The organism is Streptomyces xanthophaeus (assembly GCF_000725805.1).
GTDB classification, from domain to species: Bacteria; Actinomycetota; Actinomycetes; order Streptomycetales; family Streptomycetaceae; genus Streptomyces; species Streptomyces xanthophaeus.
In genome coordinates this window covers 274,129-301,030 of the sequence record NZ_KL647132.1, presented here as the reverse complement: position 1 = coordinate 301,030, position 26,902 = coordinate 274,129, and the positions used below count along the sequence as shown (strand labels likewise).

Below are 26,902 nucleotides of genomic sequence, written 5' to 3'. Positions count from 1 at the left end.
CTTTGGCAGGCTTTGTGCCATGAGCTCCCTGAGCAGGCATCGGATTCTGGTGGTGGACGACGAGCCCGAGGTGCGGGCCGCCGTCGAGGACGGTCTCGCCGTCGAGGGGTACGAGGTGCGGGGCGCCGCGGACGGGCTGGCCGCCCTGTCCGAGGTGGCGGCCTGGGAGCCGGACGCCGTCGTCCTGGACGTGATGATGCCGGTCCTCGACGGGCTGGGGGTGTGCCGGCAGCTGCGCGCCCTCGGCGACCGGACGCCCGTGCTCGTCCTGACGGCGCTCGGCTCGGTCAGCGAACGCGTCGACGGGCTGGAGGCGGGCGCCGACGACTACCTCGTCAAGCCGTTCGCGCTGGACGAGCTGGTCGCGCGGGTACGGGCGCTGCTGCGGCGGGCCGCGCCCGAACCCGCGGGCGCCGCCGCTCCGGCCTTCGCCGACCTGGTCCTGGACCCCGTCACCCGCACCGGGCGGCGCGGCGGCCGGCCGCTGGAGTTCAGCCGGACCGAGGCCGCGCTGCTGGAGCTGCTCCTGCGCCACCCCGGCCAGGTGCTGCCGCGCGAGCTGATCCTGGAACTGGTGTGGGGGCGGGACTTCGGGCCGGACTCGAACTCCCTGGCCGTGTACATCGGCTACCTGCGCCGCAAGCTGGAGGCGGCGGGAGAGCCGCGGCTGGTCCACACCGTGCACGGGGTCGGCTACCGGCTGGACACCGCGTGACCGGGCGCGGCAGACGGGGGCTCGGGGCCGCCTGGCGCAGGCGGCGACCCCTGCGCACCCGGCTGGCCCTGGCGGCCACGGCCGCCGTGGCCCTCGTGGCGCTCGGGGTGTGCGCCGCGGCCTTCGTCGTCGTACGGGGCGCCCTCTACCGCCAGCTCGACCTCAGCCTGACCCAGTCCGCCCGGCTCGCCGCCCAGCGCGATCCGGCGGCGGGGCCCGGCACGCTGGCCGGGGAGTGCCGCTTCCTGGCCGCCCCGGCGTGCGCGGAGGTGGTCCCGGCCGATCCGGCCGACGATCCCCGTACGCCCGGCCTGCTGCCCGTGGACCCGGCCGCCCGGCTGGTCGCCCGGGGCGAGAAGGCCCCGTACTACACGAACTTCGTGCTCGCGGGGCACCCCACGCGGATGCTCACCACCGACTACGCCCCCGGGCGGGCGCTCCAGGTGGCCCTGCGGGCCGACCGGGTCGAGGAGGGCATCGAGGAGGCCGCCGGGTGGCTCGCGCTGACGGCGGCGGCCGGGGTGCTCCTCGCCGCCGTGCTCGGCTACTGGGTCTCGCGGACCGGGCTGGCCCCCGTCACCCGGCTCACCGCGACCGCGGAGCGCATCGCCGCGACCCGGGACCCCCGGCACCGCATCGAACTCCCGCCGCCGGGCCGGGAGGACGAGATCACCCGGCTGGCCGGGAGCTTCAACACGATGCTCCAGGAACTGGAGGCCTCCGTCACCGCCCAGCGGCGGCTGGTCGCGGACGCCTCCCACGAACTGCGGACCCCGCTGACGGCCCTGCGGACCAATGCGGAGCTGCTCGCACGGGCCGACCGGCTGACCCCGGCGCAGCGCGAGCGGGCGTCCGGCGCGCTGGGGCGCCAGCTGCGGGAGGTGACGGGGCTGGTGAACGACCTGATCGAGCTGGCCCGGGACGAGGAGCCGCAGCCGCTCGTGGAGCAGGTCCGGCTGGACGCCCTGGTGGAGCACGGGGTGCGGGCGGCGCGGGCGCACTGGCCCGGGGTGCCGTTCGAGCTGCGGGTGCACCTGCCGGAGGGCGGCGGCGCGACCGCCGTGGTGCCGGGGGTGCCGGCCCGGCTGAGCAGGCTGCTGGGCAACCTGCTGGACAACGCGGCGAAGTTCAGCCCGCCGGGACTCCCGGTGGAAGTCGAGCTGACGGCGTCCGCCGGGGGACGCCCGGGACCCGAGGTGACGGTCCGCGACCATGGCCCGGGGATCGCCGCGCAGGACCTGCCGTACGTGTTCGACCGCTTCTACCGGGCCGAAGCGGCGCGGGCGCTGCCGGGGTCGGGACTGGGCCTGGCCATGGCCCGGCAGATCGCACGGGCGCACGGCGCCGAGCTGGTGGCGGAGGCCGCGCCGGGCGGCGGGGCGCTCTTCCGGCTGTCCTTCGGCGGCTGACCCGACCCGCAGACCCGCCCCGCTGACCCGCTCCGCCGCCCGGGCCCGCCGCCGGTGCCCGCCGACGGGGCCGGGCGCTCACTCGGCGGCGGCGGCGCCCGCCCCGGGCGCGGGTCCGGGCGCGGCGGAGCCGGACGGCCCCGGGGCGGCCTCGGCGGTCGTGACCCGCGGCAGGGCGTACGGGTGGTGCTCCACCAGCCAGGCGATCATGCGCTCGCGCACCGCGCAGCGGACCGTCCACACGTCGTCCGCGTCCTTCGCCGTGACCACCGCGCGGATCTGGACGGTGTTGGGGGTGGTGTCGGTCACCGCCAGGCCGGCGCCGCGGCCGTCCCATTCGGGGATCTCCTTCAGCAGGTCCTGGAGGTGCTCCCGCATCAGGGCGACCGGTGCGCTGTGGTCCAGGTGCCAGAAGACGGTGCCGGTCATCTGCGCGCCGCCGCGCGACCAGTTCTCGTAGGGCTTGCTCGTGAAGTACGAGACGGGCATGGTGATGCGGCGTTCGTCCCAGGTGCGGACGGTCAGGAAGGTCAGGGTGATCTCCTCGACCGTGCCCCACTCCTTGTCGACCACCACCGTGTCGCCGATGCGCACGGTGTCGCCGAAGGCGATCTGGAGGCCGGCGAAGAGATTGCCCAGCGAGGACTGGGCGGCGATGCCCGCCACGATGCCGAGGACGCCCGCGGAGGCCAGCATCGAGGCGCCGAAGGTCTTCATCGGCGGGAAGGTCAGCAGCATCGCGGCGACCGCCACCACGACGACCACCGCCGTGACCACCCGCTGGATCAGCGTGACCTGGGTGCGGACCCGGCGGACCCGGGCGTGGTCCTGGGCCACGGAGGCGTAGCGGGCGTACGAGGCGTCGACCACGGCCGTCGCGATGCGGATGGCCAGCCAGGCCGCGGTGGCGATCGTCACCAGGGTCAGGGTGCGGCCGATGAAGAACGCGTAGTCGGGGAGGATGCCCGCCTGCCGGTAGGACCCTCTGAGCAGGCCGGTGCACAGCAGCAGCTGGAAGGGCACCCGGCAGCGCCTCAGCAGGCCCCACAGGGGGGTCTCCGGGTGCCGGGTGTCGATCCGGCGCAGCAGCAGGTCGAGCAGCCACCCGGCGACGAGGGTGATCAGCAGCGAGCCGCCGATGACGATCAGGGGGCGTAGGACGGGCTCCATCTCCATGACGTGAACGTAACCGGAAGGCGCCCTCGGAAACTGGCACGATGGAGTCATGAACATCATGCTTTTCCACTCGACGTACGGGCTGCGGCCCGCGGTGCACGCGGCGGCCGACCGGCTGCGCGCGGCCGGGCACCAGGTCCAGGTGCCGGACCTCTTCGAGGGGCGCACCTTCGACACCGTCGAGGAGGGCATGGCACTGCGGGACGAGATCGGCCGTGACGAGCTGCTCAAGCGCGCGGTGCTGGCCTCGGCCCCCCACTCCGACCAGGGTCTGGTCTACGCGGGCTTCTCCTTCGGCGGGTCCGTGGCCCAGCACCTGGCGCTGGCCGACGAGAAGGCGCGCGGGCTGCTGCTCCTGCACGGGACCGCGGACCTGGACGAGGGCGTCGCGGTCGACGAGCTGCCGGTGCAGCTGCACATCGCCGACCCGGACCCCTTCGAGCCGCACGACTGGCTGACCGCCTGGTACCTGAGGATGCAGCGGGCCGGGGCCGACGTGGAGGTGCACAACTACCCGGGCGCCGGGCACCTGTTCACCGACCCGGGGCTGGAGGACTACGACGCCGAGGCCGCGGAGCAGGCCTGGAAGGTCGCGATCGGGTTCCTCGACAGCCTGTGATCCCGGGCCCGGCCGAAGCGGCTGCCGGCGGAAGACGCCGGGACCGGCCCTCCGCGGTCCGGTGGTCCGGTGGCCGCGGAAGGCCGGTCCCGTGTACGGCCGGGGCCGGCCCGGGGAGGGGTCAGCCCGCGCGGTAGGCGGTCCAGCTGTTCTGCATCCGGGTCACCTGGCCGGCGGTGAACTGGTACATGCAGGAGTCGTACGTGTAGTCCATGAAGTTGCGGATCGGGTCCACGCCCGGCTTGCTGGCGCAGCTGTCGCGACCGGTCGGGCACTCGTACGCGGCGCTCTTCTCGGCCGGGGTGTCGGAGACGTAGTCGCCGTTCCCGTTACAGCCGCCCTGGAAGGTGTGGTAGAGCCCCAGCCAGTGGCCGACCTCGTGGGTCGCGGTGTCGCCCTCGTTGTAGTTGGCCGCGGAGCCGCCCGGCAGCGAGCTGTCCAGGACGACCACGCCGTCCATCTTGGGGGCCGAGGCGTAGGAGGTCGGGAAGGTGGCCCAGCCGAGGAGGCCGCCGGAGAGCTTGGCGGTGTAGAAGTTCAGCGCGCCCGGCCCGCCCTTGCGCAGGGTGTTCTTCATGTCCTTCTCGGCCTGGGAGCCGGAGGCCAGGTTGTACCAGGAGGCGTTGTCCGTGTAGTCGGTGGACGCCAGGCTGAACTGGAAGTTCGTGTTGGTGTTGCCGGTGCCCTGGCCGCCGTAGGCCGCGTTGAGGACCGACAGCTGGTTGTTGACGTCCGTGGCCGAGAGCTTGCCGGTGGTGCCCGAGTGCACGACGTGGAAGTACACGGGGATGTTCACGACGGCCGCGGCCGCGCCCTGGCTGCGCTGCGGCTGGTTCTTGAGGGCCTTGTCCAGCTTGGACTTGAGGTCGGCGTCCATGGCCTGGGCCTGGGAGTCGGTGACCTCGTTCGGCTCGGCCGCGTGCTGGTTCTCCGGACGGGCCACGCGGGCGTTCGCGGCGGCGCCGGCGGCGGAGTCCTCGGCGCACACCTCGGCGGGGGTCTTGGCGGCGGCGAGCGTGGTGGGGGCGGCGAGCGGGGTGAAGGCCAGGGTCCCGGCCAGGACCGCGGTGCCCATCAGGCGGCGGCGGAGAAGGGGGGATATGCGGGCGACGGCGCGCACGTGTGCTCCTCGAGGTGGGGTCTCGGTGGGGGCTTTCAGGCCGAAGATCACTTCGGATGGCGCGAAGCTTATGGGTTCATGACACGTACAGGTCAAGAGTCTGACGTTAAAGATTTGTTGCTTCTGATGCGGAAGGGGCCCCTGGTCTGCACCAGGGGCCCCTCCGTGCCGTAAAATTGACGGTCTGTCAGTAAACCGGCCGGTCGGCCCGTTCCACCTTCTGGGTCCCGTTCAGGGTCCGGTAGGAGCGGGCCCACGCGGAGGTGGCGTCCTGCCGCCGCTTGTCGGACACCACGTAGTAGTCCATCTGCGAGCGCTCGGCCGTCACGTCCAGCACCCCGTAGCCGTGCGCGTCCATGTCCAGCCACTTCACGTGCCAGTTGGCGGCCTTGACGGCCGACTCGGCGACCAGCGAGGCGGTGTCCGCCGGGACGTGCAGGATGTCGTCGAGGTTGTCGGAGGTCACCGAGGTGACCACGAACTCGGTCGCCGCCGCACCCGACGCCGGGTACGTCGCCTTGTGCACCGGGACCTCGTTGGCCCAGGCCATGTGGATGTCCCCGGTCAGGAACACCGTGTTCTTGACGTTGCGGTCCTTCAAGTGGCCCAGGAGTTCCTTGCGGTCGTCCGTGTAGCCGTCCCACTGGTCCACGTTGACCGCGAGTCCGCCCTCCGGCAGGCCCAGCAGCTTGGTCAGCGGCCCCAGCAGGTGCGCGGGCAGGGAGCCGAAGGCCACCGGCGAGATCATCACCGAGGTGCCGACCAGCTTCCAGGTCGCGTCCGAGCCCGCGAGCCCCGCCTTGAGCCAGTCCAGCTGGGCCCGCCCGGTGAGGGTGCGCTCCGGGTCGTCCACCGCGCCGCTGCCCACCTTGACCTGCTGGGAACGGAAGGAGCGCAGGTCGAGCAGGTGCAGGTCCGCGAGCGTGCCGAAGCGCAGCCGCCGGTAGACCGTGCCGGCGGTCGAGGCGCGTACGGGCATCCACTCGAAGTAGGCCTGCTTGGCGGCGGCCGCCCGGGCCGCCCACTCGCCCTCGGCGCCGGGGGTGTGGTTGCCGGCCCCGCCCGCCCAGGAGTCATCGGCGAACTCGTGGTCGTCCCAGATGGCCACGACCGGGTGCGCGGCGTGCAGCGCCTGGAGGTCTGCGTCCGTCTTGTACCGGCCGTGCCGGGTGCGGTAGTCGGCGAGCGAGACGATCTCGTGTCTCGGCTCGTGCGGGCGCACGACGTACTTGGCCTCCGGGTACGCGCCCGAGGGGTACTCGTAGATGTAGTCGCCCAGGTGCAGGACCGCGTCCAGGTCCGCACGGGCGGCCAGGTGCCGGTAGGCGGAGAACCAGCCGGACTCCCAGTTGGCGCAGGAGACCACGCCGAAGCGGACCCCGGCCGTGGTCGTTCCGTGGTCCGCGGTGGTCCGGGTGCGCCCGGCCGGGGAGACGGCGGCGCCCGCCGTGAAGCGGTACCAGTACGGGGTCTGCGGCCGCAGACCGCGCACGTCCACCTTGACCGTGTGGTCGGTGGCGGCGCTCGCGGTGACGGAGCCCCGGGCGACGACCTGGGAGAAGGCCTTGTCCCCGGCCACCTCCCAGGTCACCTGGGTGTCGGGGCCCGCGCCCGAACCGGGTACGGCCTCGGGGACCGGGGTGACCCTGGTCCACAGCAGGATGCCGTCGGGCAGCGGGTCGCCGGAGGCGACGCCGTGCAGGAAGGCGGGGGCGGCCCCCGCCGCGTGGGCGGCGGTGGCGCCGAGCGAGGTGAGGGGGGCCAGTGCGGCGGTGGCCGCAGCGGCGAGGACGACGGTCCGGCGGCGGGGCGTCGCCGGGGTCGCCGAAGAGGTGAGATGACTGGTCACGGACGATCATATTACTGACGGGTACACCTCAGAGGACAGACCCGGGAACGCAACGGGCGGGCGAACTCTTGGAGTCCGCCCGCCCGTTGGCGGTCACTTGTCCGGAAAGCCGTTCCCGGATTGGCCGGGGATCAGCCCTGGAGGGCCTTGTCGATCGCCGCCGTGAGGGCCTCCGGGGAGTCCGGGGTCTCGATCTTCTTGCCGTCCATCTTCAGCGTCGGGGTACCGGTCACGCCCGACTTGTTGAAGGCCTTCGACATCTCCAGCGCCCACCGGTCGTACGTACCGTCCTCGACGGCCTTCTTGAACTCGGCGTTCCCCTTGAGCGTCGGGACGGTGTCCGCGACCTTCAGGAGGTAGTCGTCCTTGGCGAAGCTGTCGACCGTCTCCTCGGGGTGCAGCTCCTTCGAGTACAGCGCCGCCTTGAAGTCGAGGAAGGCCTCCGGGCTGACGTTCAGCGCCGCGCCCAGCGCGCTCAGGGCGTTCTTCGAGCCCTCGCCCTTGACCGCGTTGTCGATGAAGGTCGCGCCGACGTACTGGAGCTTGTACTTGCCCGCGTCCACGTCCTTGCGGATCTGCTCGCCGGACTTCTGCTCGAAGTCCGCGCAGGCCGGGCAGCGCGAGTCCTCGTACAGCTCCAGGGTCTTCTTCGCCTCGGCCTTGCCGAGGACGACGGTGGTGCCGTCCTCGCCCTCGGTGTTCTTGGGCTTGACCAGGGCGGCGTCGGCGGCCTTCTCCCAGTAGCCGGGCTCGTTGGCCTGCACGACCAGGTAGCCGACGCCGCCCGCCAGGGCGAGGACGGCGGCGACCGCGCCGGCCACGATCACCTGGCGGCGGGTGCGGTCCCGCTTGGCCTGCTTCTCGCGCTCGGCGCGCAGCCGCTCGCGGGCCGCCGCCTTGTTCGCCTGGCTGTTGCGTGCACTCATCGTGATCTCCGTGGGTGTGGCATGTCAGTGACATGCAGAAAGAAAAGGGGGGGGGACTGCCGTACGTGCGTCAGGCGCCGCTGAGCGCGCCGCACACGGGAGGTCCCCGCCGTCCCACGGAATGGGCGGGAAAACGCGTACGGGCCACCGTGCCCGCGAGGAGGGGCCGCAGCACCCGGCGCACCGGCCCGGCGGCCACCGCCACCTGGGCCGCCGCGAGCAGCAGCGGCCGGAACGCGCAGGCGGCCACGGCGCGCAGCAGCTGGCCCAGGGCCCGCTCGCCGTACCCGAGCCAGGCGGAGGCCAGCAGCCCGACGGTGACGTGCGCGCCGAGCAGCAGCCAGGGCGCCCACGGGCCGGGCGCGGCCAGCAGCGCCACCGGATCGGCGGCCGGGCCGCCCACCTCGGCCAGGGGCCCGCCCACCGGCGTGCCCCCGCACAGCTCCTCCAGGCCCAGCGCGCGCAGCGGACCGGAGACCGGGCCGCCCGCGGGGCCGTAGCAGACGTGCTGTCCGGCGGTGAAGACGGTGTCGGCGGCCAGCTCCAGCGGCACGAGCAGCCCGGCGATGGGGCCGAGGCCGCGCTCGCGGCCCGCCAGTGCGTAGGCGGTGACGAACACGGCCACGAAGGCCCCGGCCACCAGGGTCGCCGGGAGCGGCACCCGCGACATCAGGACGTGCGAGCCCGCCGAGAGCAGCACGACGAGCGCGCTGAACAGCGCGGCCCGCAGCCCCCGAAGCCCTGCCCCTGATATGTCCATCGCCGCGAGTGTGCCACGGGTCCCTGTGAAACCGGGACCTCGGTCCCGGACCGTGTGACCTACGGCATGATCCTGCCGTTGCGGAACAGGTCCACGAAGATCTGGTGGTCGGCGCGCGCCCGGGCCCCGTACGCGTGGGCGAAGTCCACCAGCAGCTCGGCGAAGCCCTCCTCGTCGGCCGCGATGGCCGCGTCGATGGCCCGCTCGGTGGAGAAGGGCACCAGGGTCTGCCCGCTCTCGTCCGCGTCGGCCGCCCCGTGCATGGTCGCCGTGGCCCGGCCCAGGTCGGCGACCACGGCGGCGATCTCCTCCGGGTCGTCCAGGTCCGACCAGTCCAGGTCCACCGCGTACGGGGAGACCTCCGCCACCAGCTGCCCCGAGCCGTCCAGCTCCGTCCAGCCCAGCCACGGGTCGGCATGGGCCTGCAGGGCGCGCTGGGAGATCACCGTGCGGTGCCCCTCGTGCTGGAAGTAGTCCCGCACCGCCCGGTCGGTGATGTGCCGGGACACCGCCGGGGTCTGGGCCTGCTTGAGGTAGATCACGACGTCGTTCTCCAGGGCATCGCTGTGCCCCTCCAGCAGGATGTTGTAGGAGGGCAGGCCCGCCGAGCCGATGCCGATGCCGCGGCGGCCCACCACGTCCTTGACCCGGTAGGAGTCCGGGCGGACCAGCGATTCGTCGGGGAGGGTCTCCAGGTACCCGTCGAAGGCGGCCAGCACCTTGTACCGGGTGGCGGCGTCCAGCTCCAGGGTGCCGCCGCCCGGGGAGAAGCGGCGCTCGTACTCCCGGATCTCCGTCATCGAGTCCAGCAGCGAGAAGCGGGTGCGGGACCGGGCCGAGCGCAGGGCCGACAGCAGCGGTCCCTCGGCGGTGTCCAGGGTGAAGGAGGGCACCTCGTCATGCTTGGCGCCGGTGGCCAGGCGGTGGATCCGTTCCCGGTAGGCGCCGGCGTAGATCCGCACCAGCTCGCTGATCTGCTCGTCGCTGAGCGCCTTGGTGTAGCCGATCAGGGCGACGGAGGCGGCGAACCGCTTGAGGTCCCAGGTGAACGGGCCGACGTAGGCCTCGTCGAAGTCGTTGACGTTGAAGACCAGCCGGCCGTTGGCGTCCATGTACGTGCCGAAGTTCTCGGCGTGCAGGTCGCCGTGGATCCACACCCGGCCCGTCCGTTCGTCCAGGTACGGGCCGCCGTGCCGGTCGTGCTCCAGGTCGGCGTAGAAGAGGCAGGCCGTGCCGCGGTAGAACGCGAAGGCCGAGGCGGCCATCTTGCGGAATTTGACCTGGAAGGCGGCGGGGTCGGCGGCGAGGAGCTCGCCGAACGCGGTGTCGAAGACATCGAGTATCTGCTCGGCGCGCTGTTCGTCGGTGGTGTCGGGAACCGCCATGGCCGGTGCCTCCTGGTGGTGCGGGGTGGATCGCTTGCCGATCGCGTTCTGATCAAGCAGGGCTCGGACCGGTGTCCGTTCCCATCTGGTTCTGCAACGGATGAAGGTACCGGTCGGTGCCCCGGATGTGTCACCCCGGAGACGTAGGATTCAGAGCTGCCGCCGCTCTCTCCCCCCGGAGGACTCCCACCGTGACCAAGCCGCCGTTCACGCACCTGCACGTCCACACCCAGTACTCGCTGCTGGACGGTGCCGCGCGGCTGAAGGACATGTTCAACGCGTGCAACGAGATGGGCATGACGCACATCGCCATGTCCGACCACGGCAACCTCCACGGGGCCTACGACTTCTTCCACACCGCCCAGAAGTCGGGGATCACGCCGATCATCGGCATCGAGGCGTACGTCGCCCCCGAGTCCCGGCGCAACAAGCGGCGCATCCAGTGGGGCCAGCCCCACCAGAAGCGGGACGACGTCTCCGGTTCCGGTGGTTACACCCACAAGACGATCTGGGCGTCGAACGCCACCGGCCTGCACAACCTCTTCCGGCTGTCCTCCGACGCCTACGCCGAGGGCTGGCTCACGAAGTGGCCCCGCATGGACAAGGAGACGATCTCCAAGTGGTCCGAGGGGCTCATCGCCTCCACCGGCTGCCCCTCCGGAGAGCTCCAGACCAGGCTGCGCCTCGGCCAGTTCGACGAGGCCCTGAAGTCGGCCTCCGAGTACCAGGACATCTTCGGCAAGGACCGCTACTTCCTGGAGCTGATGGACCACGGCATCGAGATCGAGCGCCGGGTCCGCGACGGGCTTCTGGAGATCGGCAAGAAGCTCGGCATCCCGCCGCTGGTCACGAACGACTCGCACTACACCTACGCCAGCGAGGCCGGCGCCCACGACGCCCTGCTCTGCATCCAGACCGGCAAGAACCTCTCGGACCCGGACCGCTTCCGCTTCGACGGCACCGGCTACTACCTGAAGTCCACGGACGAGATGTACGCCATCGACTCCTCGGACGCCTGGCAGGAGGGCTGCGCCAACACGAAGCTGGTCGCGGACCAGATCGACACCGAGGGCATGTTCAAGTTCCGGAACCTGATGCCGAAGTTCGACATCCCGGACGGCCACACCGAGGTCAGCTGGTTCCGCGAGGAGACCATGCGCGGCATGCACCGCCGCTACCCGGGAGGCATCCCGGACGACCGGATGAAGCAGGCCGAGTACGAGATGGACACGATCATCTCGATGGGCTTCCCCGGCTACTTCCTCGTGGTCGCCGACTTCATCATGTGGGCCAAGAACCAGGGCATCGCGGTGGGCCCCGGCCGAGGCTCCGCGGCCGGCTCGATCGTCGCGTACGCCATGGGCATCACCGACCTCGACCCGATCACCCACGGCCTGATCTTCGAGCGCTTCCTGAACCCCGAGCGCGTCTCCATGCCCGATGTCGACATCGACTTCGACGAGCGCAGGCGCGTCGAGGTGATCCGGTACGTGACCGAGAAGTACGGCCAGGACAAGGTGGCCATGATCGGCACCTACGGCACCATCAAGGCCAAGAACGCGATCAAGGACTCGGCGCGCGTCCTGGGCTACCCCTACGCGATGGGCGACCGCCTCACCAAGGCCATGCCCGCCGACGTGCTCGGCAAGGGCATCCCGCTCTCCGGCATCCTCGACCCCGCGCACCCGCGCTACGGCGAGGCCGGCGAGATCCGGGGGATGTACGAGAACGAGCCGGACGTGAAGAAGGTCATCGACACCGCCCGCGGTGTGGAGGGCCTGGTGCGCCAGATGGGCGTGCACGCGGCCGGCGTGATCATGTCCAGCGAGACGATCACCGACCACGTACCGGTCTGGGTGCGCCACACGGACCAGGTGACCATCACCCAGTGGGACTACCCGAGCTGCGAGTCGCTCGGCCTGCTGAAGATGGACTTCCTCGGCCTGCGCAACCTCACGATCATGGACGACGCCGTCAAGATGGTGAAGGCCAACAAGGGGATCGACATCGATCTCCTGGCCCTCCCGCTCGACGACCCCAAGACCTTCGAACTGCTCGGCCGCGGTGACACCCTCGGCGTCTTCCAGTTCGACGGCGGCCCCATGCGCTCCCTGCTGCGCCTGATGAAGCCCGACAACTTCGAGGACATCTCCGCCGTCTCGGCCCTGTACCGGCCGGGCCCGATGGGCATGAACTCGCACACGAACTACGCCCTGCGCAAGAACAAGCAGCAGGAGATCACCCCGATCCACCCGGAGCTGGAGGGGCCCCTCGAAGAGGTGCTCGCGGTCACCTACGGCCTGATCGTCTACCAGGAGCAGGTGCAGAAGGCCGCCCAGATCATCGCCGGGTACTCGCTCGGCGAGGCCGACATCCTGCGCCGCGTGATGGGCAAGAAGAAGCCCGAGGAGCTGGCGAAGAACTTCGTCATCTTCGAGGAGGGCGCCAAGAAGAAGGGCTTCAGCGACCAGGCGATCAAGGCCCTGTGGGACGTGCTGGTCCCCTTCGCCGGCTACGCCTTCAACAAGGCCCACTCGGCCGCGTACGGACTGGTCTCCTACTGGACCGCCTACCTCAAGGCGAACTTCCCCGCCGAGTACATGGCGGGACTCCTCACCTCGGTCAAGGACGACAAGGACAAGTCCGCGATCTACCTGAACGAGTGCCGGCGCATGGGGATCAAGGTCCTGCCGCCGAACGTGAACGAGTCGGAGCCGAACTTCGCCGCCCAGGGCGACGACGTGATCCTCTTCGGCCTCACCGCCGTGCGCAACGTCGGCAGCAACGTCGTCGAGTCGATCATCAAGACCAGGAAGGCGAAGGGGAAGTACTCCACCTTCCCCGACTTCCTGGACAAGGTCGAGGCCGTCGTCTGCAACAAGCGCACCGTCGAGTCCCTGATCAAAGCCGGCGCCTTCGACGAGATGGGCCACACCCGCAAGGGTCTGGTCGCCCACCACGAGCCGATGATCGACAACGTGGTCGCAGTGAAGCGCAAGGAGGCCGAGGGTCAGTTCGACCTCTTCGGCGGCATGGGCGACGAGGGCGCGAGCGACGAGCCCGGCTTCGGGCTCGACGTGGAGTTCTCCGACGTGGAGTGGGAGAAGTCCTACCTGCTCGCCCAGGAGCGCGAGATGCTCGGCCTCTACGTCTCCGACCACCCGCTCTTCGGCCTGGAGCACGTGCTGTCCGACAAGACGGACGCCGGGATCTCCCAGCTCACCGGCGGCGAGCACTCCGACGGAGCCGTCGTCACCATCGGCGGCATCATCTCGGGCCTCCAGCGCAAGATGACCAAGCAGGGCAACGCCTGGGCCATCGCCACCGTGGAGGACCTGGCCGGCTCCATCGAATGCATGTTCTTCCCCGCGACCTACCAGCTCGTCTCCACCCAGCTGGTCGAGGACACCGTCGTCTTCGTCAAGGGCCGCCTCGACAAGCGCGAGGACGTGCCCCGGCTGGTCGCCATGGAGATGATGGTCCCCGACCTCTCCTCCGCCGGCACCAACGCACCCGTCGTCCTCACCATCCCCACCGTCAAGGTCACCCCGCCGATGGTGACCCGGCTGGGGGAGATCCTGCGCCACCACAAGGGCAACACCGAGGTGCGGATCAAGCTCCAGGGCCCGCGGACCACCACCGTGCTGCGCCTGGACCGGCACCGCGTACAGCCCGACCCGGCGCTCTTCGGCGACCTGAAGGTGCTGCTCGGCCCGTCCTGCCTGGCCGGGTAGCACCCGCCCGCACGCCCGCCCCCGCGGGCATGCGCGTACGGACGTACGGAAGGGCCTGCCCGGCAGCCGGGCAGGCCCTTCCGTACGTGTCGGCCGGACGCGAGGGCGTCAGTTGTGGCCGAACTTCTTCTGCTTCGTCTTGTGGGCCATGTCCAGCGGACTCGGCGAAGGCGACAGGGACTCCGAGGAGGTCTCCTGCGAGCTCTTCGACGGATCCTGTCCGGCCGGGCGGGACTGCTGCTTCGACGGCTGCTTCTGGTTCTTGTTCTTGGCCATGGTGGAGCCTCCGTTGCGTCTAGGGTCCAGGACCGCCTTCACACTCACACAGCGCCCCAAAGCGCGCATTTTGGATCATTACTGCGCGTAGCTGACGGCCCGTCCCGGCCCTCCTGGGAGATACGCCACGCCGATGATCGAGTTCCGGCCGTCAACGCCCTTGCGGTCGGGCAGACTCGGGGCACTCGCCGAACAGGGACCCCCAGGGAAGAGGGTGGAACGCGTGGACCGCTGCGTCGTCCTGGTGGACGCCGGCTATCTGCTGGGCGCCGCCGCGAGCCTTCTCGCAGGGGAGCCCTCGCGCTCCCGCATCACCGTCGACCATGCCGCCCTCATCCAGGGCCTGCGCGAGCGGGCCGAGGCCGACACCGAGCAGCCCCTGCTGCGCATCTACTGGTTCGACGGCGCACCCGACAGGGTGCCGCAGCCCGAGCACCGGCGGCTGCGCGTCATGCCCCGCGTCACCGTCCGCCTGGGCGCCCTGACCCGCAGCGACGGCCGCTGGGCGCAGAAGGGCGTCGACGCCGCCATGCACGCCGAGCTCACCGAGCTCGCCCGCAACCGGGCCTGCTCCGACGTGGTCCTGGTGACCGGCGACGGGGACCTGCTGCCCGGCCTGATGTCCGCCAAGGAACACGGCGTCGCCGTCCACCTGTGGGCCGTCCAGGCCGCCGACGGGGACTACAACCAGTCCGAGGACCTCGTCGCCGAGGCCGACGAACGACGCGTCCTCGACCGCGCCTGGATCACCCGGGCCGTCCGCGCCAAGGACCTCACCGGACTCTGCGCCCCGCCGCCCGCCCCGCGCCCCGACATCGCCGCGATCCTCTCCGCCCCGCTGCCCGAGGCCGCGCTCGCCGAGGCCGCCCGCAACGGCAGCGCCTCCGGCGACACGGGCTCCGGCCCCGCCCTGCCCGCGCCCGCCGGATCCGCGGCCAAGACCGTGCCCACGCCCAAGGACCTCGCCGGGTCCCTGCGCGCACCCGGACAGCAGCAGGGCCCGCCCGCCGGGCAGAGCGCCGCCCAGCCCCCGGCCGGCAGCGCCCTGCGCTGGTCCTCCGACAAGGGCTGGATCGACCGGGCCGGGCCGCTGGGCGAACCCGCCGAGACCGCCTCCCTGCCCACTCTCGCCCAGCTCACCAGCGCCGAGCAGCGCTGGGCCGACCGGGAGGAGGACATCACCACCGTCGGCGGGGACCCCTTCGAGGTGGGACAGGTGTTCGCCCGGCGCTGGATGGAACGGCTCCCGGAGACCGTGCACCTGCAGAAGCTGGCCACGATGTACCCGCGGATCCCGCACCGGATCGACGGCGAGCTGCTGCGCTACGCCGCCCGGTTCGGGCTGCTCGCGCACAAGGACGACCAGATCGACGAGCACGACCGGTACGCCATCCGGGCCGGGTTCTGGCGCGAGATCGACGTCCGGGCGGCCGCCGAACACGTGGCCGCGGTCCCGAGCGCGGCCCCCGCCGCGCCCGTCGCCCCGGCGACCCCGGCGGCCGAGTAGGGCCGGGAACCCCGTAGGCTGCTCCCTCGTGAGTACGGGCACAGCACACGCGGGACATCCCACGGCGGCGGCCTCGGCAGCAGCCGCGGGAGCGGCCTCCGACGTCGTCTGCGCAGTGCGTGACCTGGTCAAGACCTATCCCGCGGTACGCGGTCGGCGCGGGGCCCCGGCCCTGCCCGAGACCCGTGCCAACGACGGGATCTCCCTCGACGTCCGGCGCGGCGAGGTCTTCGGCCTGCTCGGCCCCAACGGCGCCGGCAAGTCCACCCTGGTCCGCCAGCTGACCGGGCTGATGCGGCCCGACTCCGGCAGCGTGACCCTCCTCGGCCACGACCTCGTGCGCCACCCCGAGCGGGCCTCCCGGCTGCTCGCCTACCTGGGGCAGGAGTCCACCGCCCTGGACGAGCTCACCGTGTCCCTGGCCGCCGAGACCACCGGACGGCTGCGCGGACTGGGCGTGCGCGAGGCCCGGGCCGCGCGGGACGACGTCCTGGAGGAACTGGGGCTGACCCAGATCGCCGGACGGCCCCTGAAGAAGCTCTCGGGCGGACAGCGGCGCCTGGCCTGCTTCGCCGCGGCCCTGGTGGGCGAGCGGCCGGTGCTGGTCCTGGACGAACCCACCACGGGCATGGACCCGGTGGCCCGCCGGGCGGTGTGGAGCGCCGTGGACCGGCGGCGCGCCCAGCACGGGGCCACGGTCCTGCTCGTCACGCACAACGTCATCGAGGCCGAGACCGTCCTCGACCGGGTCGCGGTCGTCGACCAGGGCAAGGTCATCGCCTGCGACACCCCGGCCGGGCTCAAGGCCGAGGTCTCGGGCGAGGTCCGTCTGGAGCTGGTGTGGCGCGAGGGCGCTCCGCTGGAGGTGCCCGAGGTCGCGCGGCTGCGCACGGACGCCGTCGAGTCGGGACGCCGCTGGGTACTGCGGCTCGCGCCGGACGAGGCGAGGGCCGCGGTGGCTGCGGTCACCGGAGGCCCCGCCTTCGCCGCCCTCGACGACTTCACGCTGGCCACCCCGAGCCTGGAGGACGTGTACCTGGCCCTCGGCGGCAAGACGAAAGGGCTGGTGAAGTCGTGAGCGACCGCTCCACGGGCACGGTCGTGACGGACGGGACCCCGGCCACCGGGCCGGTCCCCGATCCGGCCCCCGCACCGGGCTCCGCACCCGAGTCGGCCACCGGGCCGGCCGACGGGCCGGACACCTGCGCCACCGCACCGCTGGCCCCCCGCGCACGGCTCTTCCCCGCGATGGCCGCCGTGTACCGGGCGCAGCTCTCCCGCGCCCGGGTGGCACGCATCCCGCTGCTGTTCGTCGCCACCTTCCAGTCCGTCGGGATCATGATCCTGATGCGGGGCGTGGTGGACGGCGGCTCGGAGGCCCGGGCCGTGGTCGCCGGGTCCTCGGTGCTCGTCGTCGCCTTCGTCGCGCTGAACCTGCTCGCGCAGTACTTCGGGCAGCTGCGGGCCGGCGGCGGACTCGACCACTACGCCACGCTGCCGGTGCCGCCCGCCTCGGTGGTGCTGGGCGCGGCCGCCGCGTACGCCTCCTTCACCCTGCCCGGCACCCTGGTCACCGCCGTGTTCGGGTGCGTGCTGTTCGGGCTGCCGATGAGCGGGCTGTGGATCCTGGCCGCGGTGGTGCCGCTCGCCGGGGCCGCGCTGGCCGGGCTGGGGGCGGCGCTCGGACTGCTGGCGCCCCGCCAGGAGCTGGCCACGCTCGCCGGGCAGCTCGGCATGTCCGCGGCCCTGCTGCTGGGGGTGCTGCCGCCGGAGCGGATGCCCGACGTCATCGTGTGGGCCCGGGACCTGCTCCCGTCGACGTACGGGGTGGAAGCCTTCGCCCGCACCTTCGCGCCGCATCCGGACTGGGCGGCCGTCGCCCTCGACCTCGGCGTGTGCGCCGCCGTCGGTGTCGTCTCGCTGGCCGCCGCGACATGGGCGTACCGGCGGGCGGCGGTCCGCTGACGCCGCTGCCGGTCGTACCTGGCACGATGTGGGGGTGACCGAAGCCGTGACCCCGCCGTCCCCGTTCGACCCGCCGCCGCTGCCGCCCGAGAAGCCGGGCGACGAGACGGGCGGCATCACCGCGCTGGACGTCCGGGACGGCGCCGCCGTCACCCTGGGGGTCGCGGTGGCCGGTGTGCTCCTCGCCGTGCTGTGGGCCTGGCTGGCGCCGCGGGCGCAGTACGTGTCCAACGGTGAGGCCGTGTTCCTGCGCAACAGCGAGAGCGAGGCGCGGATCGGCGCCGACGGCACGTTCTTCCTGCTCTCGGTCGGATTCGGCGTCCTGAGCGCCGTGGCCGTCTTCCTGTGGCGCCGCAAGGGCGGGGTCCCGCTGGCGATCGGCCTCGGCCTCGGATCGGTCTTCGCCGCGCTCGTGGGCTGGCGCCTCGGACTGGTGATGGGGCCGTCCGCGGACCTGGCCGCCGCCGCGGCCGCGGCGGGCAAGGGGGTCGCCTTCGACGCGCCGCTCCAGCTGCTCGCGCACGGGGTGCTGCTGACCTGGCCGATGGCTGCGGTCCTGACCCATCTGGGCCTGACGGCCCTGTGGACCCCGCGCGATCCGCTCCCGGTGGCGGAATGGGCCGTCTACCCGCCGCCGCACGTCCACGCCGACCCGGCGTCGCCGGAGCCCCCGCGCGTCTGACGCAGCCGTCGTCGCACAGGGCCTGCGCGCGTCCGACGACGGCTACGCGCGGGCGATCGGGGCCAGGGTCGCGCCGGTGAGGGCGGTCAGGTCGGCGGGGGACAGCTCGACCTCCAGGCCGCGGCGGCCCGCCGAGCAGCAGACGGTGGCGTGGCCGGAGGCGGACGCGTCGACCACCGTGCGCAGCCGCTTGCGCTGGCCCAGCGGGGAGATCCCGCCGAGGACGTAGCCCGTGGTGCGTTCGGCCAGCGCCGGGTCGGCCATCACCGCACGCTTTCCGCCCACCGCGGCGGCCAGGGCCTTGAGGTCCAGCGACCCCGAGACCGGGACCACCGCCACCGTCAGGACGCCGTCCACGTCGGTCACCAGTGTCTTGAACACCTGCGTCGGTGAGACGCCCATCGCCTCGGCGGCCTCCTCGCCGTACGAGGGATGGGCCGGGTCGTGCTCGTACGCGTGGGTGGTGAAGGGGACCCCCGCCGCCGTCAGGGCGACGATCGCCGGGGTCCCGGCCGCCTGCTTGGACTTCTTCGCCATCGGTGCCGGCCTGTCAGTTGGGGCTCGTCGGAGCACGGGTCAGGTCCACCGCGGGCAGCGACGGCAGATGGCGGATCACCGCCGTCTCCGTCCGCAGCAGTTTCAGTTCCTCCGCCAGCCGCGTCGCCGTGTCCGGTGCCTGGAGCAGCCGCTGCTTGGCGGGGATGTCGAGCACGGCCGCCGCCGCCACCAGGTACGAGACCACCGACGGCTCGTCCGGCAGGTCCGCCCCGGTCAGGGACCGCTCACGGGCCCCCGCCAGGCGCTTCTGGTAGGCGCGGAAGGCCCGCAGGACCCCCTCGGCCAGCGCCCCGGCTCCCTCGCCCGTGTCCTCGGGGAGCTCTTCCAGCTCCGCGGTCAGGTAGGGGCCCGAGGAGTCGACGGACAGCAGCCGCACCCGGGAGGTACCGGTGGCCAGGACCTCGAAGCTGCCGTCCTCGCGCTCCCGGATCGTCGCCGCGTCCGCGATGCAGCCCACCCGGTGGAAGGCCTGGATCGGGTCCGCGCCGAAGCCCGCGGCGGGACCCCGCTCGGGCACCGCCGTCTGGTCCGGCAGGCCCGGCGCGGTCGGCGCGACCTCCCGGCCGTCGCGGATCGCGACGACCGCGAAACGGCGCGGCTCGTCCTCACCCGTCTTCAGCAACTCGCGCATCATGGCGCGATAACGCTCCTCGAAGATGTTCAGCGGGAGGACGAGTCCCGGGAACAGCACCGAGTTCAGCGGGAAGAGGGGCAGGCGAACGGTGGTCACGAGGCACAGGGTAATGGCCGGAGGCCAGGACCCGTCACCCCCGCCTCAGCAGGCGGGACGCGCCCGCCGCCACGGTCGTGGCCAGGATCCACCCCAGCAGCACGAGGGCCGCCGAGCCCCACTGCCAGCCCCCGGTCACCCGCCACTGGCCCTGCTGCCCCAGGTCGATCACCGGCAGCAGGAGGTCCAGGGCGTACAGGGCGGCGCTCCACTGCGGATGCTCGTCCGCCTTGATCGCCGGCGGGTCCAGCTGGGAGAACAGCAGAGCCCCCGCCGCCCACAGCACCGCCATCCACAGGGCCGCCCGGCCCGGGCGGTACCCGTAGACCACCGTCCAGTCCTGGACGTAGCCCCACACCTTGGCCGCCGGTGCCAAGGTGGTGCGGCGCCGCCGCTGCTTGGCCAGCAGCACCTCGCGGGCGTCCGAGTCCTCGCCGCTGGCCCGCAGGACGGCGGCGAGGCGCTCGTACGGCTCCGGCGAGTACTCGGGGGTGGCCGCCTCGACCCAGGCCAGCCTGCGGGCCAGCGGGAAGTGGCCGCGCGGCGCGAGGTTCTCGTAGACGAACCCCTCGATGGACACGCCGCCCGGGCCCGGCCAGCTCGTGGAGGTGTCGACGAGCTTGACCACCTTGGCCCCCGACACGACCACCCGCCCGTACTCGGGCCGCTCGCCCACGAAACGGAACTCAGGCGTCTGGATCCGGCGCAGCGATATCTCCTGCTCGGCGGTGAGCGTGAACCGCGCCCCGTAGAAGTCGATCGCATCGCCGAAGCGGCCGTCGTCCAGCCGCAGCCCGCCCCGGCACTCGAAGCGCTGCGCCCGCTGGCCGCGGGTCGGCGTCACCCCCAGCCCGTACGGGGGAGTGGAGGAATTCGTCCCCGGCACGTAGTCCAGGGCGATCGAGGTCAGGTACAGGGTCCGCTCGACGGTCAGCTGCGGGGCGTTCAGCGCATACCGGCCGTACGGGTTGCGCAGGCGGGCCCCGCGCAGGTTCATCGACACCCCCACCTTCGCCCCGCGCAGGCTCACCTCCCCGTACGTCTCCAGCAGCTCCCCCTGGAAGTCCTGCGCCACCGACAGCCCGTCCGCGGCGATCGCCCGGCCCTTGCCGTCCCGCTGCACCACGGCCTGGCTGATCAGCAGGTCGGTGCCGATCTGCGCGTCGGTCAGCCGCACGCCCCGGGCCACCCGGCAGCGCGGCATGTGCAGATCGCCCTCGGTGTGCAGGCGCGCCGCCTCCAGGCGGGGGATCGCGCAGTTCATCAGGCGCAGCGTGCCGAAGCGGGCCTCGGACAGCTGCACCTCGCTGTCGAAGCGGCAGGACTGCAGCTCCACGTACGGCTCCACGGTGCCCCCGGACAGGTCCAGACGCCCCGTGATCCGTACGCCGCGCAGCTTCAGCGAGGCCACCCGGCCCGGCACCGGGGGCGGCCCGTGGAGCAGCAGCAGCGCCACCACCTCGGCCCGGACACTGCGCTCGCGGCCCCAGACCCGGTCGGCGTGCGGATCGTCCCGGTCCGCCGACCGGGCGCTCAGATCGCACACGCTGCCCGTGCGGAAGGCGCCCCACATGCGGCGCTCGGGATCCGTGAGGTCCGCCGGTTCCTCACCGGCGCGTGCCTCGGTCATGGCGGCCCCCCTCCGCAGTCACTTACGTGTAAGGGAACGCTAACGGGCGCCTGTGACATCCGGGGCGTGTATCAGCCAGTGATACGGAAGAACGGCGGCGCGAAACGGTCTGAGAGAATTGGGGGGTGATCTCTCGTATCGACCTGCGCGGTGACGCCCTCCCCGAGGGCGGCGCCCTGCGCGATCTGCTGCCCCGTGCCGAGTTCGACGTAGAAGCTGCCCTGGAGAAGGTGCGGCCCATCTGCGAGGACGTCCATCATCGTGGCACGGCGGCGCTGATCGAGTACGCGCAGAAGTTCGACGGTGTCGAGCTCTCGCAGGTCCGGGTGCCCGCGGAGGCCATCAAGGCCGCCCTGGAGCAGCTGGACCCGGCCGTCCGCGCCGCCCTGGAGGAGTCGATCCGGCGCGCCCGGATCGTGCACCGCAACCAGCGCCGCACCGAGCACACCACCCAGGTGGTCCCCGGCGGCACGGTGACCGAGAAGTGGGTACCGGTGGAGCGCGTGGGGCTGTACGCCCCCGGCGGCCGCTCGGTGTACCCCTCCTCCGTCGTCATGAACGTCGTCCCGGCGCAGGAGGCGGGCGTCGAGTCGATCGCGCTGGCCTCCCCGCCGCAGAAGCCCGCTTTTGAAGGAGACCCAGCCGGCGGCCTGCCGCACCCCACCATCCTCGCGGCGTGCGCGCTGCTCGGCGTGGACGAGGTGTACGCGGCCGGCGGGGCCCAGGCCGTCGCGATGTTCGCGTACGGGACGGAAGAGTGCCTGCCTTCCAACATGGTGACCGGCCCCGGCAACATCTGGGTCGCCGCCGCCAAGCGCTACTTCACCGGGAAGATCGGCATCGACACCGAGGCCGGCCCGACCGAGATCGCCGTCCTCGCGGACTCCACCGCCGACCCCGTGCACGTGGCCGCCGACCTGATCAGCCAGGCCGAGCACGACCCGCTGGCCGCCGCCGTCCTCGTCACGGACTCCGCGGAGCTCGCGGACGCCGTCGAGAAGGAACTGGAACCGCAGGTCGCGGCCTCCAAGCACGTCGAGGACCGGATCAAGCCCGCCCTCGCCGGCAAGCAGTCCGCGATCGTGCTGGTCGACAGCCTGGAGGACGGCCTCAAGGTCGTCGACGCGTACGGCGCCGAGCACCTGGAGATCCAGACGGCCGACGCCGCCGCCTGGGCCGCCCGCGTGCGCAACGCCGGTGCGATCTTCGTCGGCCCCTGGGCCCCGGTCTCCCTCGGCGACTACTGCGCCGGGTCGAACCACGTGCTGCCCACCGGCGGCTGCGCCTGCCACTCCTCCGGCCTGTCCGTGCAGTCCTTCCTGCGCGGCATCCACATCGTCGACTACACGCGCGACGCCCTCGCCGAGGTCACCCACCACGTCGTGACCCTGGCCGAGGCCGAGGACCTGCCCGCGCACGGCGCCGCCCTCAAGGCGCGCTTCGGATGGAAGGTGCCCCAGGCGTGACCGGCATTGACGACCTCCCCATCCGGGACGAGCTGCGCGGCAAGACCCCGTACGGCGCCCCCCAGCTCGACGTGCCCGTCCAGCTGAACACCAACGAGAACCCCTACGAGCTCCCCCCGGAGCTCGTCGCACGGATCGCCGAGCGCGTCGCCGACGCCGCCCGCACCCTCAACCGCTACCCCGACCGGGACGCGGTCGAGCTGCGCACCGAGCTGGCCGCCTACCTCACCCGTACGGCCAAGCACCCGGTCGCGCGGGAGAACGTATGGGCGGCCAACGGCTCCAACGAGGTCATCCAGCAGCTGCTGCAGACCTTCGGCGGGCCCGGCCGCACCGCGATCGGCTTCGAGCCCTCCTACTCCATGCACGCGCTGATCTCCCGCGGCACCGGCACCGGCTGGATCTCCGGCCCTCGCCGCGAGGACTTCACCATCGATGTGGCGGCGGCGCGGCAGGCGATCGCCGAGAACGCCCCCGACGTCGTCTTCATCACCTCGCCCAACAACCCCACCGGCACCGCGGTCGAGGCCGAGACGGTCCTCGCCCTCTACGAGGCCGCGCAGGCCGCCAAGCCCTCCCTGGTGGTCGTCGACGAGGCGTACGTGGAGTTCAGCCACCGCGACTCGCTGCTGCCCCTCATCGAGGGCCGCCCGAACCTGGTGGTCTCCCGGACCATGTCCAAGGCCTTCGGCGCCGCGGGCCTGCGCCTGGGCTACCTGGCCGCGGACCCCGCCGTCGTCGACGCCGTCCAGCTGGTGCGCCTGCCGTACCACCTGTCGGCCGTCACCCAGGCGACCGCACTGGCCGCCCTGGAGCACACCGACACCCTGCTCGGCTACGTCGAGCAGCTCAAGGCCGAGCGCGACCGCCTGGTCGTGGAACTGCGGGCCCTCGGCTACGAGGTCACCGAGTCCGACGCGAACTTCATCCAGTTCGGGAAGTTCGACGACGCGCACACCGCCTGGCAGCAGATCCTCGACCAGGGCGTCCTGGTCCGTGACAACGGCGTACCGGGCTGGCTGCGGGTCACCGCCGGCACCCCGGCCGAGAACGACGCGTTCCTGGAAGCGGTTCGCGCACTGAAGAAGGAGCAGCACGCATGAGCCGCATCGGACGGGTCGAGCGCACCACGAAGGAGACCTCGGTCCTCGTCGAGATAAACCTCGACGGCACCGGCAAGGTCGACGTCTCGACGGGCGTGGGCTTCTACGACCACATGCTCGACCAGCTCGGCCGCCACGGCCTCTTCGACCTCACGGTCAAGACCGAGGGCGACCTGCACATCGACAGCCACCACACCATCGAGGACAGCGCGCTGGCGCTCGGCGCCGCCTTCAAGCAGGCCCTCGGCGACAAGGTGGGCATCTACCGCTTCGGCAACTGCACCGTGCCGCTCGACGAGTCCCTCGCCCAGGTGACCGTCGACCTCTCCGGCCGCCCCTACCTCGTGCACACCGAGCCCGAGAACATGGCGCCGATGATCGGCACCTACGACACGACGATGACCCGGCACATCTTCGAGTCCTTCGTCGCGCAGGCCCAGATCGCCCTGCACATCCACGTCCCGTACGGCCGCAACGCCCACCACATCGTGGAGTGCCAGTTCAAGGCCCTCGCGCGCGCCCTGCGGTACGCCGCCGAGTTCGACCCGCGCGCCGCCGGCATCCTTCCCTCCACGAAGGGCGCCCTCTAGCCGTGAACGGCCTCAACACCATCCTGATCGTCCTCGGCCTCTTCCTGGCCGGCGGCGTCTACTCCTTCCAGAAGCAGCAGATGCCCAAGTCGGTCGTCATCCTGCTCGCCATCGGCTCCGCGATGTGTCTCGCCGCCGGAGTCCTGCGGATCCAGGGGATTTGGGAATGAGCACAGCACGTCCCACCAAGAAGGTCGTGGTCTTCGACTACGGCTTCGGCAACGTCCGCTCCGCCGAGCGCGCCCTCGCGCGCGTCGGCGCGGACGTCGAGATCACCCGCGACTACGACAAGGCCATGGACGCCGACGGACTCCTCGTCCCCGGCGTCGGCGCCTTCTCCGCCTGCATGCAGGGACTCAAGGACGCCCGCGGCGACTGGATCATCGGCCGCAGGCTCTCCGGCGGCCGCCCCGTCATGGGCATCTGCGTCGGCATGCAGATCCTCTTCGAACGCGGCATCGAGCACGGCGTCGAGACCGAGGGCCTGGACGAATGGCCCGGCACGGTCGGCCCGCTCAAGGCCCCGATCGTCCCCCACATGGGCTGGAACACCGTCGAGGCCCCGGCCGACAGCCAGGCCTTCGCCGGGCTGGACGCCGACGCCCGCTTCTACTTCGTGCACTCCTACGCGGTGCGCGAGTGGAGCCTGGAGGTCACCAACCCGGCGATCCGCGCCCCCCAGGTCACCTGGGCCACCCACGGCGAACGCTTCGTCGCGGCGGTGGAGAACCGGGCCCTGTGGGCCACCCAGTTCCACCCCGAGAAGTCCGGCGACGCCGGGGCCCAGCTCCTCACCAACTGGATCGAGACCCTCTGATGCACAAGACGCTTGAGCTCCTCCCCGCGGTCGACGTCCGCGACGGACAGGCCGTCCGCCTCGTGCACGGCGTGTCCGGCAGCGAGACCTCCTACGGTTCCCCGCTGGAGGCGGCCCTCGCCTGGCAGCGCTCCGGCGCCGAATGGCTGCACCTGGTCGACCTGGACGCCGCCTTCGGCACCGGCGACAACCGCGCCCTGGTCGCCGAGATCACCGGCGCCATGGACATCAAGGTCGAGCTGTCCGGCGGCATCCGCGACGACGCCTCGCTGGCCGCGGCCCTCGCCACCGGCTGCACCCGCGTCAACCTCGGCACCGCCGCCCTGGAGACGCCCGAATGGGCCGCCAGGGCCATCGCCGAGCACGGCGACCGGATCGCCATCGGCCTCGACGTCACCGGCACCACCCTCAAGGGCCGCGGCTGGACCAGCGAGGGCGGCGACCTCTACGAGACCCTCGCCCGCCTGGACTCCGAGGGCTGCGCCCGGTACGTCCTCACCGACATCGGCAGGGACGGCACCCTCACCGGCCCCAACCTCGAACTGCTGAAGAACGTCTGCGCCGCCACCGACCGGCCCGTCGTCGCCTCCGGAGGCATCTCCTGCCTCGACGACCTGCGGGCCCTGTCCGAGCTGGTCCCGCAGGGCGTCGAGGGCGCCATCGTCGGCAAGGCCCTGTACGCCAAGGCCTTCACCCTGGAAGAAGCCCTGAAGGTGGTCTCCGCATGAGCAGTTCCTCCGCCGACTCCTCGCCCTCCGTACGGCGCATCTCCTCCGGCGGGCCCTACGAGGACGTCATCGCCTACTCCCGCGCCGTACAGCTCGGCAACGGCCTGGTCCTCGTCTCCGGCTGCACCGCCGCCGACGCGGGCGGCCCGTACGACCAGGCGGTCGCGGCCTTCGACGTCGCCTTCAAGGCCCTCGCCCAGGCGGGCCTCGGCCCCGAGGACGTCGTGCGCACCCGCATGTACCTCACCCACGCCCGTGACGTGGACGAGGTGGGCCGCGCCCACAAGGAGCTCTTCGACGCCGTCCGTCCCGCCGCGACGATGCTCATCGTCTCCGGCTTCGTCGACCCCGGCATGGTCGTCGAGGTGGAGGTCGAGGCGTACCGGGAGCCGTCCGCATGAGCCTGTCCGTACGTGTGATCCCCTGCCTGGACGTGGACAACGGCCGGGTCGTCAAGGGCGTCAACTTCCAGAACCTGCGCGACGCGGGCGACCCCGTGGAGATGGCCAAGCTGTACGACGCCGAAGGCGCCGACGAGCTGACCTTCCTCGACATCACGGCGTCCTCCGGCAACCGCGAGACCACCTACGACGTGGTGCGCCGCACCGCCGAGCAGGTCTTCATCCCGCTGACCGTGGGCGGCGGCGTCCGTACCGCGGACGACGTGGACAAACTGCTGCGGGCGGGCGCCGACAAGGTGGGCGTGAACACCGCCGCCATCGCGCGCCCCGAACTCATCCAGGAGATCGCGGAGCGCTTCGGCCGCCAGGTCCTGGTCCTGTCGGTGGACGCGCGCCGCACCGCCTCGGGCTCGTTCGAGGTCACCACGCACGGCGGCCGCAAGGGCACCGGCATCGACGCCGTCGAATGGGCCCACCGGGCGGCCGAACTGGGCGCCGGGGAAATCCTGTTGAACTCGATGGACGCCGACGGTACCAAGGACGGCTACGACACCGAGATGATCGCGGCCGTGCGCAGGCACGTCACGGTCCCGGTGATCGCCTCGGGCGGCGCGGGCTCCCTCGCGCACTTCCCGCCGGCGATCGCGGCCGGCGCCGACGCGGTGCTCGCGGCCTCGGTGTTCCACTTCGGTGACCTGCGGATCTCAGAGGTCAAGGACGTCCTCCGAGAGGCGGGCCACCCCGTCCGCTGACGTT

26 protein-coding genes are annotated in these 26,902 nt (G+C 72.1%); 16 read left to right on the top strand and 10 right to left on the bottom strand.

The genetic code is table 11. From position 1 onward, the window contains the following. Window positions 1-19: 19 nt before the first annotated feature. A complete protein-coding gene (locus IO30_RS0130740; protein WP_031148379.1) occupies window positions 20-715 on the top strand; it encodes a response regulator transcription factor in 696 nt (231 codons plus the stop codon). Next, the gene (locus tag IO30_RS0130735; RefSeq protein ID WP_031148377.1) at window positions 712-2,124 is read left to right on the top strand and encodes a sensor histidine kinase; all 1,413 of its coding nucleotides are present in this window, start codon (window positions 712-714) and stop codon (window positions 2,122-2,124) included. Before IO30_RS0130740 ends, IO30_RS0130735 begins: the two co-directional genes overlap by 4 nt. 78 nt (window positions 2,125-2,202) lie before the next feature. Here the strand turns inward: IO30_RS0130735 and IO30_RS0130730 are convergent, their stop codons facing one another. Then, window positions 2,203-3,294, bottom strand: a complete 1,092-nt coding sequence (locus tag IO30_RS0130730) for a mechanosensitive ion channel family protein (RefSeq protein ID WP_051859765.1) — start codon at window positions 3,292-3,294, stop codon at window positions 2,203-2,205. Between the two features lie 55 nt (window positions 3,295-3,349). On the opposite strand from IO30_RS0130730, the gene IO30_RS0130725 reads away from it, so the two are divergent. Continuing rightward, the gene (locus IO30_RS0130725; RefSeq protein WP_031148373.1) at window positions 3,350-3,919 is read left to right on the top strand and encodes a dienelactone hydrolase family protein; all 570 of its coding nucleotides are present in this window, start codon (window positions 3,350-3,352) and stop codon (window positions 3,917-3,919) included. 121 nt (window positions 3,920-4,040) lie between these two features. On the opposite strand, the gene IO30_RS0130720 is transcribed toward IO30_RS0130725, so the two are convergent. The 5 genes from IO30_RS0130720 to IO30_RS0130700 form a co-directional block, all read right to left on the bottom strand. Continuing rightward, on the bottom strand, window positions 4,041-4,994 hold the full coding sequence (locus tag IO30_RS0130720) for a zinc metalloprotease (RefSeq protein ID WP_031148371.1): 954 nt from the start codon (window positions 4,992-4,994) through the stop codon (window positions 4,041-4,043). Window positions 4,995-5,226: 232 nt separating this feature from the next. Next, on the bottom strand, window positions 5,227-6,888 hold the full coding sequence (locus IO30_RS0130715) for an alkaline phosphatase D family protein (RefSeq protein WP_031148370.1): 1,662 nt from the start codon (window positions 6,886-6,888) through the stop codon (window positions 5,227-5,229). Window positions 6,889-7,019: 131 nt separating this feature from the next. Continuing rightward, window positions 7,020-7,814, bottom strand: coding sequence for a DsbA family protein (locus tag IO30_RS0130710; protein ID WP_031148368.1), 795 nt, complete (start codon window positions 7,812-7,814; stop codon window positions 7,020-7,022). 70 nt (window positions 7,815-7,884) lie between these two features. Beyond that, window positions 7,885-8,574, bottom strand: coding sequence for a hypothetical protein (locus IO30_RS0130705; protein WP_031148367.1), 690 nt, complete (start codon window positions 8,572-8,574; stop codon window positions 7,885-7,887). 59 nt (window positions 8,575-8,633) lie between these two features. Beyond that, window positions 8,634-9,959 (bottom strand): DUF2252 domain-containing protein, encoded by a 1,326-nt coding sequence (locus tag IO30_RS0130700; RefSeq protein WP_031148365.1) that lies wholly within the window; start codon window positions 9,957-9,959, stop codon window positions 8,634-8,636. A 191-nt stretch (window positions 9,960-10,150) separates the two neighbouring features. On the opposite strand from IO30_RS0130700, the gene dnaE reads away from it, so the two are divergent. After that, the gene (gene dnaE, locus IO30_RS0130695; protein ID WP_031148363.1) at window positions 10,151-13,693 is read left to right on the top strand and encodes a DNA polymerase III subunit alpha; all 3,543 of its coding nucleotides are present in this window, start codon (window positions 10,151-10,153) and stop codon (window positions 13,691-13,693) included. Between the two features lie 108 nt (window positions 13,694-13,801). Here dnaE and IO30_RS46145 read toward each other — a convergent pair whose 3' ends face one another. Continuing rightward, window positions 13,802-13,969: a hypothetical protein gene (locus IO30_RS46145; protein WP_167347297.1), complete on the bottom strand. Its 168-nt coding sequence runs from the start codon at window positions 13,967-13,969 to the stop codon at window positions 13,802-13,804. Window positions 13,970-14,183: 214 nt separating this feature from the next. On the opposite strand from IO30_RS46145, the gene IO30_RS0130685 reads away from it, so the two are divergent. The 4 genes from IO30_RS0130685 to IO30_RS0130670 all read left to right on the top strand — a co-directional run bounded on the left by IO30_RS0130685 (window position 14,184) and on the right by IO30_RS0130670 (window position 18,123). After that, window positions 14,184-15,476, top strand: a complete 1,293-nt coding sequence (locus IO30_RS0130685) for an NYN domain-containing protein (protein ID WP_037895681.1) — start codon at window positions 14,184-14,186, stop codon at window positions 15,474-15,476. A 115-nt stretch (window positions 15,477-15,591) separates the two neighbouring features. Continuing rightward, complete coding sequence (locus tag IO30_RS0130680) at window positions 15,592-16,554, top strand: ABC transporter ATP-binding protein (protein ID WP_031148360.1); 963 nt, start codon at window positions 15,592-15,594, stop codon at window positions 16,552-16,554. A gap of 170 nt (window positions 16,555-16,724) precedes the next feature. After that, window positions 16,725-17,441, top strand: a complete 717-nt coding sequence (locus IO30_RS0130675; RefSeq protein WP_051859764.1) for an ABC transporter permease — start codon at window positions 16,725-16,727, stop codon at window positions 17,439-17,441. A 34-nt stretch (window positions 17,442-17,475) separates the two neighbouring features. After that, window positions 17,476-18,123: a DUF2567 domain-containing protein gene (locus tag IO30_RS0130670; RefSeq protein ID WP_234321891.1), complete on the top strand. Its 648-nt coding sequence runs from the start codon at window positions 17,476-17,478 to the stop codon at window positions 18,121-18,123. Window positions 18,124-18,165: 42 nt separating this feature from the next. Here IO30_RS0130670 and ybaK read toward each other — a convergent pair whose 3' ends face one another. Genes ybaK through IO30_RS0130655 form a run of 3 tightly spaced genes read right to left on the bottom strand, consistent with a single transcriptional unit; the run spans window position 18,166 to window position 21,041 of the window. Beyond that, window positions 18,166-18,660: a Cys-tRNA(Pro) deacylase gene (gene ybaK, locus IO30_RS0130665; protein ID WP_031148355.1), complete on the bottom strand. Its 495-nt coding sequence runs from the start codon at window positions 18,658-18,660 to the stop codon at window positions 18,166-18,168. A gap of 13 nt (window positions 18,661-18,673) precedes the next feature. Further along, window positions 18,674-19,411, bottom strand: a complete 738-nt coding sequence (locus IO30_RS0130660) for an LON peptidase substrate-binding domain-containing protein (protein ID WP_031148353.1) — start codon at window positions 19,409-19,411, stop codon at window positions 18,674-18,676. A gap of 34 nt (window positions 19,412-19,445) precedes the next feature. After that, on the bottom strand, window positions 19,446-21,041 hold the full coding sequence (locus IO30_RS0130655) for a hypothetical protein (protein ID WP_031148351.1): 1,596 nt from the start codon (window positions 21,039-21,041) through the stop codon (window positions 19,446-19,448). Window positions 21,042-21,166: 125 nt separating this feature from the next. Between IO30_RS0130655 and hisD the strand changes: the two genes are divergently transcribed. The 8 genes from hisD to hisF are packed head-to-tail and all read left to right on the top strand — an operon-like array spanning window position 21,167 to window position 26,898. Continuing rightward, entirely contained in the window at window positions 21,167-22,507 is a 1,341-nt protein-coding gene (gene hisD / locus IO30_RS0130650; RefSeq protein WP_031148349.1) for a histidinol dehydrogenase, read from the top strand. Then, complete coding sequence (locus IO30_RS0130645; protein WP_031148347.1) at window positions 22,504-23,610, top strand: histidinol-phosphate transaminase; 1,107 nt, start codon at window positions 22,504-22,506, stop codon at window positions 23,608-23,610. The genes hisD and IO30_RS0130645 overlap by 4 nt, the downstream gene beginning before the upstream one ends. Continuing rightward, the gene (gene hisB / locus IO30_RS0130640) at window positions 23,607-24,200 is read left to right on the top strand and encodes an imidazoleglycerol-phosphate dehydratase HisB (RefSeq protein ID WP_031148346.1); all 594 of its coding nucleotides are present in this window, start codon (window positions 23,607-23,609) and stop codon (window positions 24,198-24,200) included. The genes IO30_RS0130645 and hisB overlap by 4 nt, the downstream gene beginning before the upstream one ends. A 2-nt stretch (window positions 24,201-24,202) precedes the next feature. Next, window positions 24,203-24,370, top strand: coding sequence for a hypothetical protein (locus tag IO30_RS46140; protein WP_031148344.1), 168 nt, complete (start codon window positions 24,203-24,205; stop codon window positions 24,368-24,370). Next, window positions 24,367-25,017 (top strand): imidazole glycerol phosphate synthase subunit HisH, encoded by a 651-nt coding sequence (gene hisH / locus IO30_RS0130630; protein ID WP_031148342.1) that lies wholly within the window; start codon window positions 24,367-24,369, stop codon window positions 25,015-25,017. Before IO30_RS46140 ends, hisH begins: the two co-directional genes overlap by 4 nt. After that, window positions 25,017-25,745 carry a bifunctional 1-(5-phosphoribosyl)-5-((5-phosphoribosylamino)methylideneamino)imidazole-4-carboxamide isomerase/phosphoribosylanthranilate isomerase PriA gene (gene priA / locus IO30_RS0130625; RefSeq protein WP_031148340.1) on the top strand — a complete coding sequence of 243 codons (729 nt, stop codon included), beginning with the start codon at window positions 25,017-25,019 and terminating at the stop codon, window positions 25,743-25,745. The genes hisH and priA overlap by 1 nt, the downstream gene beginning before the upstream one ends. Next, window positions 25,742-26,146 carry a RidA family protein gene (locus IO30_RS0130620; RefSeq protein WP_031148338.1) on the top strand — a complete coding sequence of 135 codons (405 nt, stop codon included), beginning with the start codon at window positions 25,742-25,744 and terminating at the stop codon, window positions 26,144-26,146. Before priA ends, IO30_RS0130620 begins: the two co-directional genes overlap by 4 nt. Then, window positions 26,143-26,898 (top strand): imidazole glycerol phosphate synthase subunit HisF, encoded by a 756-nt coding sequence (hisF, locus tag IO30_RS0130615; RefSeq protein WP_031148336.1) that lies wholly within the window; start codon window positions 26,143-26,145, stop codon window positions 26,896-26,898. Before IO30_RS0130620 ends, hisF begins: the two co-directional genes overlap by 4 nt. The last annotated feature ends 4 nt before the right edge of the window (window positions 26,899-26,902 follow it).

Excerpts from the sequence above, each read along its gene's own strand:
- IO30_RS0130705 (WP_031148367.1), bottom strand. The coding sequence starts at position 8,574 with ATGGACATATCAGGGGCAGGGCTTCGGGGGCTGCGGGCCGCGCTGTTC.
- IO30_RS0130725 (WP_031148373.1), top strand. The coding sequence starts at position 3,350 with ATGAACATCATGCTTTTCCACTCGACGTACGGGCTGCGGCCCGCGGTG.
- hisH (WP_031148342.1), top strand. The coding sequence starts at position 24,367 with ATGAGCACAGCACGTCCCACCAAGAAGGTCGTGGTCTTCGACTACGGC.
- IO30_RS0130675 (WP_051859764.1), top strand. The coding sequence starts at position 16,725 with ATGGCCGCCGTGTACCGGGCGCAGCTCTCCCGCGCCCGGGTGGCACGC.
- ybaK (WP_031148355.1), bottom strand. The coding sequence starts at position 18,660 with ATGGCGAAGAAGTCCAAGCAGGCGGCCGGGACCCCGGCGATCGTCGCC.
- IO30_RS0130740 (WP_031148379.1), top strand. The coding sequence starts at position 20 with ATGAGCTCCCTGAGCAGGCATCGGATTCTGGTGGTGGACGACGAGCCC.
- IO30_RS46145 (WP_167347297.1), bottom strand. The coding sequence starts at position 13,969 with ATGGCCAAGAACAAGAACCAGAAGCAGCCGTCGAAGCAGCAGTCCCGC.
- IO30_RS0130720 (WP_031148371.1), bottom strand. The coding sequence starts at position 4,994 with ATGGGCACCGCGGTCCTGGCCGGGACCCTGGCCTTCACCCCGCTCGCC.
- priA (WP_031148340.1), top strand. The coding sequence starts at position 25,017 with ATGCACAAGACGCTTGAGCTCCTCCCCGCGGTCGACGTCCGCGACGGA.
- hisF (WP_031148336.1), top strand. The coding sequence starts at position 26,143 with ATGAGCCTGTCCGTACGTGTGATCCCCTGCCTGGACGTGGACAACGGC.
- IO30_RS0130710 (WP_031148368.1), bottom strand. The coding sequence starts at position 7,814 with ATGAGTGCACGCAACAGCCAGGCGAACAAGGCGGCGGCCCGCGAGCGG.
- IO30_RS0130700 (WP_031148365.1), bottom strand. The coding sequence starts at position 9,959 with ATGGCGGTTCCCGACACCACCGACGAACAGCGCGCCGAGCAGATACTC.
- IO30_RS0130655 (WP_031148351.1), bottom strand. The coding sequence starts at position 21,041 with ATGACCGAGGCACGCGCCGGTGAGGAACCGGCGGACCTCACGGATCCC.
- IO30_RS0130620 (WP_031148338.1), top strand. The coding sequence starts at position 25,742 with ATGAGCAGTTCCTCCGCCGACTCCTCGCCCTCCGTACGGCGCATCTCC.
- hisB (WP_031148346.1), top strand. The coding sequence starts at position 23,607 with ATGAGCCGCATCGGACGGGTCGAGCGCACCACGAAGGAGACCTCGGTC.
- IO30_RS0130730 (WP_051859765.1), bottom strand. The coding sequence starts at position 3,294 with ATGGAGCCCGTCCTACGCCCCCTGATCGTCATCGGCGGCTCGCTGCTG.